A 13458-nucleotide genomic window follows, 5' to 3' on the forward strand; every position below is an offset into this window, starting at 1 on the left:
TAGGTATTGGTCATTCGCAATATCCCAGCAGATTGCGAATGCACGCCTTCAGTATCGGCCGTCGATGAACGCGGGAATGGGGCGCCTCCCTGGCAAAGCGGTACTTCACTGGCCCCTCACTCCCGTGCTGATCAACCTTCAGCGGGTACCGGCGTGTCGAGCAATTGCTGCTCCCACAGATAAGCAATGCCGCTACCTGCAGCATGCTGCAGAAGCACATCGGTTACAGCGCCTGCCGTATCGAGGCGTGCCCAGTCGCGTTGCCATTCAGCCATGACTGCCAACCAGGTCATGACATTTGCCCCAGCGCCGACCATGCGTTGGATGGCGACTTGATGGGCTTCGACCGAAACGCCACCGCACGCGTCGGTGACCACGGTAACGTCCCAGCCCTCGCCTAGTGCTTGAATCGCTGGCATGGCGACGCAGACCTCAGTCCACAGGCCAGCCAGGACCAATTGCTTGCGGCCTGTTGCCTTGACCGCGTCCACTACTTTCTTGTCTTCCCAAGTATTGATGAGCGTTCGGTCAATCACCTCCTGACCGGGGAAAACGTCGGTGATTTGCGGAAAGATCCAACCGCCACGCTCGGCAATTACACTGGTCAGAATGGTCGGGACGTTAAACGCCTTCGCAGCCTTCGCCAATGCTGTCGCACAGTTGACCGCTGCGTGCGGATCGTGGCTATTGAGATTGGTGAGTTGAAAAGGCTGGTGATCGATCAACACAAGTACGGAGTCTTCTGGACGAAGAAGCGAAGCAAGACCGTTACGAAAAGCCATTAATCCATCCTCTTGTTGCCGTGGGTTGGCACGTTTATTTGCGGGATCAGTTTCCGTGCAGCGCGCCTTATGAGCGGCGATGCCTCATGCACTGTGCAGCGCCCTCAAACCTTCGGGTAGTAGCAGCGAATGACTTACTGTGTCGCGGAATGAGGAACGCCACGGTTTTTGCTGCCATTCTCTGGCGATGGCTTCACGGCTTCATGACGACGCGCCCCAGCGGTTTGCTTCGCTCCGCGAAGTCATGCGTAGCAGCCTGCGATAGGGTAAAGGCCCGTTCAATGACAACCCGTATACGCCCCCGCAATACATCTTGTAGCAGCTTGTCGACACTCGCACGCACTGCTGGCCGCTCGAAAAGCGGCCCCATGTACGCACAGATCAGGACGTCCCCGGGAACCGCTATTGGCGCCAACGCGCGAACTCCGTAATGTGCAGTTCAGATGTACGTTCTGGTAGTCGCATTCCGTGCGTAGCTGCGTGACAAAAAAAGGAACGTGGAAATGGATATAGAAGAGCTTGAAACCTTTGTAGAAGTGGCCGATGCCGGCGGCATTTCCCGTGCGGCAACGCGCCTGGGCACGTCGAAATCTATCGTCAGTCGCCGGCTTGCCCGCCTGGAAGCAGAGCTGGGCGTGCAACTGATGGCGCGTACCACCCGCGGTGCGGCCCTTACCGAAGCTGGGGCGACCTTCCGCGACTACGCCGCCAGAATATGCGCTGAGGCCGAGTCGGCACGCGATGCGATCTTGCCTTCCGGCGAGCTTTGTGGCCGCCTGCGGATCGCCGCGCCCCTGACTTTGGGGCCAATACATTTCGCGCCGATCCTCGCGGAAATGGCCAGGCGTCACCCACAGCTTCATGTGCAAACGAACTACACCGATCGTTTCGTTGACCTCATCGCCGAGGGGTATGACTGCGCGATACGGGTGGGCTACCTGCCCGATTCCAACATGATCGCCCGGTGTATCGGACCGATCTTTGGCAAATTGGTGGCAAGCCCCGTCTATATCAAGGCGCATGGAGCGCCCGAAACACCCGACGAAGTCGTCAGCCACCAAGCACTGATGCAAGGCAATGAATCGTGGTCATTCATGGATGGTGACACGATGGTTACGGTGCGCCCGCAGGGAACGTTCAAAGCCGACAATGGCACCGCATTGCTGGCCGCAGCTTTGGCCGGCATCGGCATTGCCTGGTTACCTGACTGGGTCACGCATGAGCATTTGGCGAGCGGCGCACTTGTAGCGATCATGACGGATTATCCGCCGCCTCCAGCAGGCGCTTATGTAGTTCGACCGCCAGGCCAGCACCCTGCGCGAAAGATAAGAGTGCTCACCGAATTGCTGCTTGAATACTGCGACCAGGCGGCACATATTCCTGAGTCGCCACAGAGCTGAAAGACCCGATTGCAAGCTCCCTTCGAGTGAGTCCTGAAAGCAAAGTATGGATACCAGGCTTACTTATTGATCCATCAGAGCTATCGCGGCTAATACGTCCAGTCCTGATCAGCGCACCCGAATATTTCTCCAAAGTTTCATTCCTCACTCGCGAATAACGCCAACACCCGGTTGGATGTTCCGATTTGTGCGACACAGTAATACAACCCACGAGACTACAAACCAAGGAACTGGATCCCTAATATCCGCCCCCGTATCGGCACGCTTGCACCATCCCTGGTGAATGCGCGCGGCCAAATAACTGCATGCCAGACAGGTGAGTAATGATCGATTTGGAAGGAAAACGTGCGTTGGTGACGGGAGGAGCTCGCGGGATCGGCGCCGCTATCGCAGTGGCACTGGCAGAGAATGGCGCCGATGTTGCGTTCACCTACCAGCAGTCGACGGAAAAAGCTGAGGCAGTGGCCAAATTCATCGCTGATAAAGGGCGTCGTGCTATCGCGATTCAAGCCGACAGTGCCAACCCGCAAGCCATTGAATGCGCAGTCGCGCAGGCCATCTCGACGCTGGGCGGCCTCGATATTCTCGTCAATAGCGCGGCTATCGGCTTGAACGGAATGATCGCCGACATTGATGTAGACGACTATCAAGCACTGATGGATATCAACGTGCGAGGCCCCGTCCTGTTCGCAAAGGCGGTCATCCCGCATCTGCCCGCTGGCGGAAGAATCATCACAATTGGCTCGGGACTGGCAGAGCGGGTGCCCTTTGCGGGTGTAACAGCCTATGCAATGTCCAAGTCGGCGTTGCTCGCATTCACCCGGGGTTTGTCACGTGAACTCGGCCCCACCGGCATAACCGTTAATCTTGTTCAGCCGGGATCGGTCGACACCGACGCAAATCCAGCCGACGGCCCCGCCGGCGACTTTCAGCGGAGCCTGTCGTCCTTGGGACGTTTTGGCGAGCCTCGCGAAGTTGCGAGTGCGGTGGTCTATCTGGCCAGTCCTGCCGCGAGCCTGATCACTGGCGCCATCCTGACCGTGGACGGCGGTGCGATCGCTTGACTAACGCTCAGGCAGCTGTCCGCAGTGGACGGCTGCCATGGACTGTTGGTCAGGGGTTGAAACGCACTAATGGCCATTTGCAGAGGCAGGAAGCATTGGATATTGATGATCTTCGAACCTTCGTCGAGGTAGCCGACGCGGGCGGTGTTTCGTCGGCGGCCCGGCGACTGGGTGTTGCGAAATCGATAATAAGCCGCAGGCTTCTGAAGCTGGAATCCCAACTGGGTGTGCAGCTATTGGCCAGGACAACCCGTGGTGCTGCTGTCACCGAAGCGGGAGCCGCCTTGCGAGAGTATGCGGCGCGGATCGTCGCTGAGTTTGACGCGGCCAGGGACGCCATTGTTCCAGATGGAGACCTTCGAGGCCGCTTCCGGATCGCAGCACCGATCTCGTACGGCCCGACACATATTGCCCCCGTGCTTGCTGAAATGGGGCGACGCCACCCTCTCCTGCACATTCATGCAAGTTACAGCGATCGTATCGTCGATCTGATTGGCGAGGGCTTCGATTGTGCTATTCGGGTCGGCCATTTACAGAGCTCCAACTTCATCGCAAAGCGTGTGGGCAGCATTCACGGCAAACTCGTGGCAAGCCCAGGCTATGTGAGTACACATGGAGCGCCAGAGGCTCCCCACGAGATTCTTACGCATGAATCTCTTATGCAAGGTGCGGAAACCTGGCGGTTTATGGATGGCCAAAAGTCCATCATGGTTAATCCCCAAGGGCGCTTCAAGGCTGACAATCCTGTCGCGCTCGCCGCGGCAGCCGTTGCAGGTCTGGGTCTAGGGTACCTTTCTGACAGCGTCATCGACGAGCACATCAAATCTGGCGCATTGGTGTCCGTCATGCACAGATATCCCCCTGTTCCGGCGGGTATTTACATTGTTCGCCCCCAAAGCCAGCACCCTGCGCGAAAGATACGGGTGCTGACGGACATGCTGGTCGATTGGTTCGCAGATGTGAGCCCGGGCAACGTTCTCTCCCTTTAGAAGGCAAGCCACTCGGGACGGCGAGCGTTCAATCTATCCAATTGCCGGACGCATCTTCCACTCGTAGTTCCTGCGCAACCATGCCATTCGCCTGCATGCAGGCGCTGAGCTGCGCATGTTTGCCTAAGATCAATCGCCTGAGTAGAATGCGATTCATTATCAATCATGTATGTCCCGGGATGCCGATGCGTAGCGACGAAACACTAGGTACTGCAGATCCAGGGCTGCTCTATCGCACCCACTTCTCGTGGTTACAGGGCTGGCTGATTCGGCGCATCGGCTGTCGCGACAACGCCGCAGATCTGGCCCAGGACACCTTTGTGCGAGTGCTCAAGCACCGCCATCAGTCCGGCGCCCTGCGCGAACCCCGCGCCTATTTGAGCAGCATCGCCCGCGGTCTGATGATTGATCAGTATCGTCGTCGCGAACTGGAACGTGCCTACCTGGAAAGCATCACCTTGCTGCCGCAACACGAGGTTCCATCGGAAGAAAGCCGGCTGATGATTCTCGATGCGCTCGAGCGCATAGACCGTCTGCTCGACTCGCTTAAACCAAGAGTACGCCAGGCGTTTTTATTTGCCCGACTCGACGGTCTGACCTGCGCGCAAATCGCCGAAGAGCTCGGAGTTTCCCGCGCGACGGTGGAACGCGACCTGGCCACAGCCCTGCAACATTGCTATCGCTTGCGTTATGTCGAGGCCTGAGCCCGAGGCGCTGGATCCGGCCATTGTCGAGCAGGCGATCCAATGGCTGGTGCGCCTTCGCTTCAATCAAGCCGATGAACAGACACAGCGCACGTTCGAGCACTGGCTGCAGCAGCGCCCCGAGCATGGATTGGCGTGGCAGCGTGTGGAAACGCTTGGCGATGAATTTGAAGGCGTGCCAGCTCAGCTGGCTCGACAAACCCTTAAGGGCGCCCAGCAGGGAATGCGCCGGCGGGAAAGCCTGAAGCTACTGGGCGTATTGGCGACCGTCGGCACGGCAGCCTGGCTCGGCCGCGACTACACCCCCCTGCCCTCCATGCTTGCACAGCAGCGCAGCAGCACCGGCGAGCAACGACGTTTCCAACTCGACGATGGCAGCCTTATCCAGCTCAATAGCGATAGCGCCGTCGACAGCGATTTCGACGCCCAGCGGCGCCTGATCATCCTGCGCCGTGGTGAAATCATCGTGAATGTCGGTGCGGATCAATACTCGCCGCAAGTGCGACCGCTGTGGGTGCAATCACGCGACGGAATGATGCGAGCCCATAGCTCGCGCTTTCTGGTCCGCGAGCGTGACGACGGCACTCTGGTCGCGGCCCAGGAAGGATCAGTCACGGTGTTCCCCGGCTCCAGTCAAACGCCTGCGAGCCGCAACGTCCTGGCAGGAAACCAACTGCTGTTCACCCCAAGCGGCACCCGAACGTTCAGGGACAACGGCCTTGATCCATGGGGTTGGGGTGACGGAGTGATCAGTGCGAACCATATGCGCCTTGGGGACTTTATCGCGGAGTTGTCGCGTTATCGCCCCGGAATCTTGCGCTGCGCCGAAGAGGTCGCTGATCGACGCGTTTCCGGCACCTTCCAGCTCGCCGACAACGATCGGGTCCTGGCATTGATCGCGCAGTCACTGCGCCTGCACATTGATTACCGAACCCGTTACTGGGTCACCGTAACCGCTGCCACCTGAGTCCACCTGAATATTTTTCTGCTATCTGAAAAATAATGAGGTGGTTTCTCATTCTCGTTCGACCTCTAAGGAAGGCCGGAATACAGGCCAGTCTGCCGATGTCCTTTCTTGGAGCGAGAAAATGAGTTCGTCCCCGGTTTCACAGCGCCATCCATTAAGTCGTGCCATGCACGGTGCGATCTTGGGTTTGATCGTGAGCAGCTACGCATTGCCATCGCTGGCGCAAACCTCGGGCGCTGATCACAGCAATCAAGTCAAACAGTGGAATATCGCCCCCGGGCCACTGGCGCCAGCGCTTGACCGCTTTGCGCGCGAAGCTGGCATCAGCCTCTCTTTCGACGCGTCGAGTGTGGCGAACCGCACCACTGCTGGCGTGAATGGCACGCTCGATACATCGGCAGCGCTGTCATCCTTGCTCCAGGGCAGCGAGTTGCAGATCGAACAGCAAGGCGCGAATGCTTACCTGCTGACCCCTCAAGCAAAAACCGCCGGCCCGCTGGAGCTCGACGCAACGGCCGTCGAGGACTACCGCCTCGCCCCGCTCATCATCAATGCCAAGGTTCGGGTCAGTGCCGACGACGACGCCAACTCGGTGGTGGCCAAGGAGCTCTGGGTTGGCGGCAAGGTCGCCACCAGCATTCTCAATACACCGGCATCGGTGTCGGTGGTGACCAACAAGGAAATGCAGCAACGCAGCGTCAGCACTACGGAAGAGGCGCTGCAATATACGCCGGGCGTGGTCAGTGACTTTTATGGTACGGATGATCGTAACGACTATTTCCAGATCCGCGGCTTCCAGGCCACCACCTACCGTGACGGCTTGACCCTCAGCTCGATGCGCGGCGTACGCGAAGACCCATTCGCCTATGAGCGCATCGAGATTCTGCGTGGCGCCAACTCCACGCTGTTTGGCCCTGCGGACCCGGGCGGTTCGGTAAATTTCGTGACCAAACAGCCGCGCTTCGAGAAGTTTGGCCAAGGCTATGTGACCTACGGTTCGTTTGACCATGTCGAGACCGGCATCGATGTCGGCGATGCGCTGAACGACGAGAAAACCCTGGCCGGCCGTTTTACTGCCAAAGGCCAGAACAGCGACCGCGAGTACGATCACTCGCAAGACGATAACCAGTTGTTTATGGGTGGCCTCACCTGGGCACCGACGGATTACACATCGGCTACGATGATTCTGGATTACCTGAAAACCGAGAGTTCGCCCAACAGCGGCGGCTATCCACTGGATCGGGAATACGACCGCAGCAAGTTTTATGGCGAGCCCAGCTACAACTTCCACGATGTCGAGCGCACCAGCCTCAGCGGTAACGTCACCCATGATTTCGACAACGGCTTCGTGCTGCGCAGCAATCTGCGTTACAGCAAGTTGACCGATGATTTTGGCTACGTGTACCTCAGCGACAGCGCCGCACGTATCGGTACCACCGTCGATCGCTACCTGTTCGGAACCGACACTGAAGCCGACCAGTTCAACGGCAATCTGATGCTGCAATACGATGCCCGCTTCGAGAACATCGACAGCAGCAGTCTGGTGGGCGTGGAGTACCTCGATTCGACCACCAAGGAAAGCTCGGTCTACGCCCTGACAACCCCGATCGACATTGCCAACCCGGTGTTTACTGGCGTTCCACGCTCAATCGCGCCGTATGCCGTCAACAAGCGAGACGCGACCACCAAGGCCGTCTTCCTTCAGCAGAACCTGTCGTTCTACGAGCGTTTCATCGTCACCGGAGGTGTGCGCAACGACTCGATGGACCTGACCAGCAAAGGCTTGCAATCCACCGAGAAAGACAACTTCTCCGAAACCTCCTACCGAGGTGCGTTGACCTATATCGTCAACGATGAAGTCTCCACCTATGTGAGCATGGTCGAATCCGTCTCGCCGCCGCAGGTCGGCGTGACACCGCAGACAGGCAGGCAGTACGAAGTCGGCGTGAAGTATGCGCCGATGGGGATGGATGCACTGTTCTCCGCCGCCGTGTACGACCTGACCCAGGAAAATGTCACCATCGCTGTGGTGCTGCCGAGCGGCATCATCGAGCAGCAGACGGTGGGCGAATCGAGGGCGCGTGGCCTCGACCTGGAGGCCAAAGCGCAGGTGACGCAGAACCTGAGCCTGATCGGTGGCTATTCCTACATGGAGTCCGAGGTACTGCGCGGTTCGTTGTATGACGGCAGTTCCCTGAAGGGCAACGAGTTCGCCACGGCACCCAAGCATTCCGCTTCGCTCTGGAGTTACTACGACGTACCCGCCACTGATGTCAGCGTGGGCCTGGGTGCGCGCTACGTCGGCGCTTATTACTTCGATGCAGCCAACTCCGGCAAAAGCGATGGCACTACCCTGTTCGACGCCGCCTTCAACTACAAGATCGCCAAGGGCACCGACCTGGCGGTGAACGTCAGCAACCTGCTGGATGAGCAGCACGTGGTCGGCTCCGGCACCGCGAACTTCTACAACCCGGGCCGCGAGATTACCGCCAAGCTGAGCTACAACTGGTAAGCAGACGGGTCAGCGTTTTCCCCACACAGAAAACGGTGCCCGCGTTACCGCGGGCACCTTCGACTTGGTTGTTAGCCGCCGACCTCACGCAAAATTCTCTCAAGCTCAGGACGGGTCCACCTCTCCCAAGGGAATACCTCCCGGTCATCGCCGCTGTGCCAATACTCGCCCGCATCAAATGCCTGATAGATCGAAAATGCCGGCTCGGGCATCTCTGCGTACAAGGACAGATCGACGATATCGCTGATGACAATATTCATCACCTCATCACAGTAGTGAAAATCGCGGCCGCCGGTGATAAACAGTCTTGCCACTGAGATCGCCAACTGATTGAGAAGATCGCGGCTGTCGATCTGCAGGTGCTCACACATAACATTTAATTCGGTGTTTGGGGCTTTCTCAATCATCCCCAGTACGTAATCAAGCTCGGCATCACTAAGACCTGTGGCCATATGATCAAAGTACTCGTGAGTTCGGTTTTGCGATGGATTCAGGACAAGCCTGTTAGAAAACATGTTGGCAGATTTGCTGTTAAGCGACAGCTATGGTTCGAAAGCAGCTTCTGATTGGGTGGTCCCGTTTTCCCCCGGGGCTTATTCGGCAGAGGTCGACTTGGACTGTCATCAGATAAACGTGACAAAGCGGGTATCGAGACCCGCGCTCACTGGCGCTAGCGAATTGAGATAGTACACAAACACAAGGGTGGCCGCTTTTGGGTATTTGGCGATCCGTGACACGGAGATCGGCCAGAAGCGGCCAGTCAGTATCGATGAGATACGTTGGATGATTCCATTTTCAAATGAGCCGCGGGCAATACCCAGGTTGATCTACGCTTGAATGAAATCACGCGGAGAAACCGATCATGTCCCTCGCTCCCGGAAGTCTATTGGCCCTGGCTTTGGGTGTCTGCTTTTGCCCATCCGTGCTCGGACAAGGGGCAGCAGACAGCGATTCTCCGCTGGCGATACTGCCCTTGGCATCCGAGAGTGCGCCGAGACTCATTGCCTACCCGCCGCTTGCCGAGCCGCTCGCCCGTGGAGTGGTCATCATCCAGTTTCGAACAGAGCACGCCAGGATCATGCCGGTATTTGGCAAGGTGGCTGCGCAGGTATCACCACGCTTAGGTCACCTTCACGTGACCGTCGATGACTGGAAAGGTACGTGGGCGCACACCAGTGAAGACCCGATTATCCTGGTCGGGCTAACGCCCGGTCCTCACAAGGTTCTCTTGGAAGTGGCCGACCCGACGCACCAGATCATCACCAGTACGACAGTGAGTTTTACAGTACCGGAGAATAAACCGACGGACGCTCCCCGTACTGACGATCATCACGCGGTAAAACCATGACCGCCGTGCTATCACCGTAACAGGCAACAATCGGCGTCTCTGCCAGCGATTGACTGGCTCAATATCTCCAGAAGACCGGGGTCACGAGCACCAACACCGTCAGGATTTCCAACCTGCCTAGCAGCATGCCAACGGTGAGTAGCCATTTGGCCGCATCCGGCAGTGACGAGAAATTACCTGCCGGCCCGATGATTGTGCCCAGGCCGGGGCCGACGTTACACACCGCCGTAGCGGCACCGCTCAGAGCGGTAATCCAATCAAGCCCGATCAGTGCCAGGCCCAAAGCGATGGCGGCAATCGTGATGGTGAAAAAAAACGAGAAGGTCAGCAGCGAGCGGACGATTTCCTCGTCGATAGGATGACCGTTGTACTTTTTCTGAATCACGGCTCGGGGATGGATCAACTGCTTCAAGCTGCTGACCAGAAGCGCGGCAGCCACCTGAAAACGGAAGATTTTCAGCCCGCCTGCCGTTGAGCCGGAACAGCCACCGACGAAGGTCAGATAGAAAAACAGCAAAACAGCAAAGCTGCCCCACAAGGTGTAGTCGCCAACCGCAATTCCAGTGGTCGTGACAACCGAGGTCACATTGACCGCCACGATACGAAACGCGTCCCACCATCCGTAGTCGCTGTGCAAATACAGCCAGGTACCTACAGCCAGTGACGTGACGAGCAAGAATCCAATAAACCCGCGTACCTGGTGGTCCCTGATCAGCGCACGCCGATTGCCTCGACATGTAGCGACGTACAAGGTGAATGGCAGGCTGCCCAGGATCATGATGACTACCGCCACCCAGTGGATTGCTGGCTGCTCCCAGTGCCCGAGGGAGGAGTCCGACGTCGAGAACCCGCCGGTGGAGATCAACGACATTGCGTGGTTGATCGCTTCGAATGGGGTCATTCCTGCGAGCCAGAGCGCCAAAGTGCCGATACCCGTCAGGCCCAGATAGAGCAAAAGGATGTACTTGGCTGCGACATGAGAACGTGGTGTCACTTTCTCCGACCAGTCCGAGGACTCTGTCTGGAAAAGACGCATGCCGCCGACTCGCAAGAGCGGAAGAATCGCGACAGCCATGCCGATAAAACCGATCCCGCCTAGCCAGTGCAGCATGGAACGCCAGATCAACAAGCCGGGAGAGGCGCTATCCAGACCGGTGAGTACCGTCGAGCCAGTGGTTGTGATGCCCGACATCGTTTCAAAGAACGCATCGGTGTAGCTGATATCGCTGATGAAAACCATTGGTAACGCTGCGAAGGCGCACACAACAACCCAGCTCGCGGTAGTCAGCAGGTACATGTCCCTGGGCCGAAGATTGCCGGTCTCCGGACGCCCTCGCACGATCAACAGCAGACCACAGATGAAGGTAATCAGACTCGACCAGAGAAAGGCCGACAGATCGTCGCTACGCTCATGGACCACCAGCGTGAACATGGGTATAGCCATGCTTACCGCCAGGGTGATCAGAAAAATACCCAAGATGAAGCCGATAAGCCGAATTGCTGCGAGGGACATCACGATAGCGTTCCAAATTAGCGCCGCGCAGTATCGAATGCCTCCCATCAAGACTGCGTAAATTCTCCGTAAAATTTTTACCTGCAATCAGTCAGGCTGCGGGAGTCGAAGGCCAAATGCCCGCGCCAATCAAGCCCTTCACTGCACCGGGCATTCGGTTTGTCCCGAGCGAACTCCCAAACCCGCACAAAAAAACCACCGATGCGTTGTCAGTTGATCCTTTTCAGCCTATCTTCAATAAAACCTATACAGACAACCTGTATGCGTACAACCTTTTCGCCAGACATTGGCCCTCACGCAGCACCGCCACGAGTGACCCGAATGAGCCCACTATTAGCCAGCCATTACCGTGAAATCCTCGTTGGCGTCGGCGAAAACCCCGAGCGTGAGGGGCTTTTAAATACACCCCAGCGCGCCGCCAAGGCGATGCAATACCTGTGCAACGGTTACGGGATGAGCCTGGAAGACGTCACCAACGGTGCGCTGTTCAAATCGCAGAGCGATGAGATGGTGATCGTCAGTGATATCGAGCTTTATTCGCTGTGTGAGCATCACATGCTGCCGTTTATTGGCAAGGCGCATGTGGCGTATATCCCCACTGGCCGGGTGTTGGGGCTGTCGAAGGTGGCGCGGGTGGTCGACATGTTCGCGCGGCGCCTGCAGATCCAGGAAAACCTCACTCGGCAGATTGCTCAGGCGATCCAGCAGATCACCGATGCCGCCGGTGTCGCGGTGGTCATTGAAGCCCGGCACATGTGCATGATGATGCGCGGCGTTGAGAAGCAGAATTCGATCATGACCTCCTCGGTCATGCTCGGTGCCTTTCGCGACAGCTCGACGACGCGGCAGGAATTTCTCCAGCTCATCGGACGGCGCTAGGCCTATACATAATCTGTTACCTGTACAAGCTCAAGGAGTAGGCGGATGACCCGATTTCTGCTGCTGTTAGGACTGGCGCTCAGCATCGCAAGCTGCGGCAGTGTCGATGTTGCTCGTTACGCTGACCAGCAACCGGCATTGAATCTGGAGCAGTTTTTCAGCCAGCCCGTCAAAGCCTGGGGGATGTTTCAGAAGCGCAACGGCGAAGTGGTCAAGCGTTTCGAGGTCGATATCGCCAGCCGTCGTGAAGGTGAAAACCTGATCCTCGACGAGCGCTTCCGTTACAGCGACGGCACCCGTGAACGCCGAGTCTGGACCCTCACTCCCGGGGGCAATGGTCAGTGGAGCGGTCGCGCGCACGATGTGGTCGGGGTTGCTCAGGGCCAGATCGCTGGAAACACCTTCCACTGGCGTTATCGCCTGAACCTGCCAGTCGACGACTCGACCTACGAAATGAGCATGGACGACTGGATGTACCTGGTCGACGAGGACACGCTGATCAACCGCACCCGTATGTCCAAGTGGGGTTTCGAAGTCGGTCAGGTGACGGTGTTCTTCCGGCGCCAGAACGCTGGGACGAACCCATGAGCAGTGGGTTGACCCTGACCTCGTTCGGCGACGGTTATCGCGCTCTGGTGATCGGCGCCAGTGGCGCCCTCGGCACGGCGTTTTGCCAACATTTGAAACAGGATCCACGCTGCGCCAGCGTCCATGCGCTGGGACGCCAGACTGTGCCGAAGCTCGACCTCGAGCAACCCGAAACGATCGCCAGCGCCGCCGCTGAACTGGCAGGCGAAGCGCCGTATCACCTGATCATTCACGCGGCCGGCCTCCTCCATCGTGACCGGATCAAGCCGGAAAAAAGCTACAGCGCGATCGACGCCGAGTCGCTGCAGGCCGTGTTCCAGGTCAACACCTTGGGGCCTGCATTGCTGCTGCGCGATTTTCTGCCGTTGCTTGCGCCTCAAGGCGCGATGGCGATGCTGTCGGCAAAAGTCGGCAGCATCGGCGACAACCGTTTGGGCGGCTGGTACGCCTATCGCGCCTCCAAGGCTGCGCTGAACATGCTGATCAAGACCGCCGCCATCGAGCTTTCGCGCACGCGACCGCAGAGTCGCTTGCTCAGCCTGCACCCGGGCACGGTGGTCTCGCCGTTGTCGCAACCTTTTCGCGGAGCCGCAAGCGCCCGCCCGGCAGACATTGCCGCCGGGCAATTACTGAGTCTGATTGACACGCTAACGCCGGCCGACAGCGGCCATTTCTTCGCCTACGATGGAGAACGCCTGCCCTGGTAGGCAAG

The 13458-nt window shown here is 58.1% G+C and carries 13 protein-coding genes; 10 read left to right on the forward strand and 3 right to left on the reverse strand.

Annotated elements, in window-relative coordinates; all coding sequences use genetic code 11:
• Positions 1-131: 131 nt before the first annotated feature.
• Positions 132-782 carry a hydrolase gene (locus AB9L16_RS13210; RefSeq protein ID WP_071172471.1) on the reverse strand — a complete coding sequence of 217 codons (651 nt, stop codon included), beginning with the start codon at positions 780-782 and terminating at the stop codon, positions 132-134.
• A gap of 503 nt (positions 783-1285) precedes the next feature.
• Here AB9L16_RS13210 and AB9L16_RS13215 point away from each other — a divergent pair.
• The 6 genes from AB9L16_RS13215 to AB9L16_RS13240 all read left to right on the forward strand — a co-directional run bounded on the left by AB9L16_RS13215 (position 1286) and on the right by AB9L16_RS13240 (position 8418).
• On the forward strand, positions 1286-2182 hold the full coding sequence (locus tag AB9L16_RS13215) for a LysR family transcriptional regulator (RefSeq protein WP_256809820.1): 897 nt from the start codon (positions 1286-1288) through the stop codon (positions 2180-2182).
• Positions 2183-2505: 323 nt separating this feature from the next.
• Positions 2506-3246 carry an SDR family NAD(P)-dependent oxidoreductase gene (locus AB9L16_RS13220; RefSeq protein ID WP_125927060.1) on the forward strand — a complete coding sequence of 247 codons (741 nt, stop codon included), beginning with the start codon at positions 2506-2508 and terminating at the stop codon, positions 3244-3246.
• A 95-nt stretch (positions 3247-3341) separates the two neighbouring features.
• Positions 3342-4235, forward strand: a complete 894-nt coding sequence (locus AB9L16_RS13225) for a LysR family transcriptional regulator (RefSeq protein ID WP_256809821.1) — start codon at positions 3342-3344, stop codon at positions 4233-4235.
• A 185-nt stretch (positions 4236-4420) separates the two neighbouring features.
• Positions 4421-4939, forward strand: a complete 519-nt coding sequence (locus AB9L16_RS13230; protein ID WP_375123729.1) for a sigma-70 family RNA polymerase sigma factor — start codon at positions 4421-4423, stop codon at positions 4937-4939.
• Positions 4926-5906, forward strand: coding sequence for a FecR domain-containing protein (locus AB9L16_RS13235; protein ID WP_375123730.1), 981 nt, complete (start codon positions 4926-4928; stop codon positions 5904-5906). Before AB9L16_RS13230 ends, AB9L16_RS13235 begins: the two co-directional genes overlap by 14 nt.
• A 121-nt stretch (positions 5907-6027) precedes the next feature.
• Complete coding sequence (locus AB9L16_RS13240; RefSeq protein ID WP_375123731.1) at positions 6028-8418, forward strand: TonB-dependent siderophore receptor; 2391 nt, start codon at positions 6028-6030, stop codon at positions 8416-8418.
• A 71-nt stretch (positions 8419-8489) separates the two neighbouring features.
• On the opposite strand, the gene AB9L16_RS13245 is transcribed toward AB9L16_RS13240, so the two are convergent.
• Entirely contained in the window at positions 8490-8870 is a 381-nt protein-coding gene (locus AB9L16_RS13245; RefSeq protein ID WP_122507382.1) for a hypothetical protein, read from the reverse strand.
• Positions 8871-9280: 410 nt separating this feature from the next.
• On the opposite strand from AB9L16_RS13245, the gene AB9L16_RS13250 reads away from it, so the two are divergent.
• Positions 9281-9766, forward strand: a complete 486-nt coding sequence (locus tag AB9L16_RS13250) for a DUF6130 family protein (RefSeq protein ID WP_252867629.1) — start codon at positions 9281-9283, stop codon at positions 9764-9766.
• Between the two features lie 58 nt (positions 9767-9824).
• On the opposite strand, the gene AB9L16_RS13255 is transcribed toward AB9L16_RS13250, so the two are convergent.
• Positions 9825-11279, reverse strand: a complete 1455-nt coding sequence (locus AB9L16_RS13255; RefSeq protein WP_217848768.1) for a TrkH family potassium uptake protein — start codon at positions 11277-11279, stop codon at positions 9825-9827.
• A 321-nt stretch (positions 11280-11600) separates the two neighbouring features.
• Between AB9L16_RS13255 and folE the strand changes: the two genes are divergently transcribed.
• Genes folE through AB9L16_RS13270 form a run of 3 tightly spaced genes read left to right on the forward strand, consistent with a single transcriptional unit; the run spans position 11601 to position 13453 of the window.
• Entirely contained in the window at positions 11601-12158 is a 558-nt protein-coding gene (gene folE / locus AB9L16_RS13260) for a GTP cyclohydrolase I FolE (RefSeq protein WP_375123732.1), read from the forward strand.
• 45 nt (positions 12159-12203) lie between these two features.
• Positions 12204-12746 carry a DUF3833 domain-containing protein gene (locus AB9L16_RS13265; protein WP_041480338.1) on the forward strand — a complete coding sequence of 181 codons (543 nt, stop codon included), beginning with the start codon at positions 12204-12206 and terminating at the stop codon, positions 12744-12746.
• A complete protein-coding gene (locus AB9L16_RS13270; protein ID WP_375123733.1) occupies positions 12743-13453 on the forward strand; it encodes an SDR family oxidoreductase in 711 nt (236 codons plus the stop codon). Before AB9L16_RS13265 ends, AB9L16_RS13270 begins: the two co-directional genes overlap by 4 nt.
• The last annotated feature ends 5 nt before the right edge of the window (positions 13454-13458 follow it).

The sequence above is a fragment of the Pseudomonas sp. LW8 genome, assembly GCF_041956865.1.
Taxonomy (GTDB): Bacteria; Pseudomonadota; Gammaproteobacteria; order Pseudomonadales; family Pseudomonadaceae; genus Aquipseudomonas; species Aquipseudomonas siliginis.

Bases quoted from the DNA above. Each gene is read 5' to 3' on its own strand.
- AB9L16_RS13250 (WP_252867629.1), top strand. From the start codon at position 9,281: ATGTCCCTCGCTCCCGGAAGTCTATTGGCCCTGGCTTTGGGTGTCTGC.
- AB9L16_RS13230 (WP_375123729.1), top strand. From the start codon at position 4,421: ATGCGTAGCGACGAAACACTAGGTACTGCAGATCCAGGGCTGCTCTAT.
- AB9L16_RS13240 (WP_375123731.1), top strand. From the start codon at position 6,028: ATGAGTTCGTCCCCGGTTTCACAGCGCCATCCATTAAGTCGTGCCATG.
- AB9L16_RS13220 (WP_125927060.1), top strand. From the start codon at position 2,506: ATGATCGATTTGGAAGGAAAACGTGCGTTGGTGACGGGAGGAGCTCGC.
- AB9L16_RS13270 (WP_375123733.1), top strand. From the start codon at position 12,743: ATGAGCAGTGGGTTGACCCTGACCTCGTTCGGCGACGGTTATCGCGCT.
- AB9L16_RS13265 (WP_041480338.1), top strand. From the start codon at position 12,204: ATGACCCGATTTCTGCTGCTGTTAGGACTGGCGCTCAGCATCGCAAGC.
- AB9L16_RS13210 (WP_071172471.1), bottom strand. From the start codon at position 782: ATGGCTTTTCGTAACGGTCTTGCTTCGCTTCTTCGTCCAGAAGACTCC.
- AB9L16_RS13215 (WP_256809820.1), top strand. From the start codon at position 1,286: ATGGATATAGAAGAGCTTGAAACCTTTGTAGAAGTGGCCGATGCCGGC.
- folE (WP_375123732.1), top strand. From the start codon at position 11,601: ATGAGCCCACTATTAGCCAGCCATTACCGTGAAATCCTCGTTGGCGTC.
- AB9L16_RS13245 (WP_122507382.1), bottom strand. From the start codon at position 8,870: ATGGCCACAGGTCTTAGTGATGCCGAGCTTGATTACGTACTGGGGATG.
- AB9L16_RS13255 (WP_217848768.1), bottom strand. From the start codon at position 11,279: ATGTCCCTCGCAGCAATTCGGCTTATCGGCTTCATCTTGGGTATTTTT.
- AB9L16_RS13235 (WP_375123730.1), top strand. From the start codon at position 4,926: ATGTCGAGGCCTGAGCCCGAGGCGCTGGATCCGGCCATTGTCGAGCAG.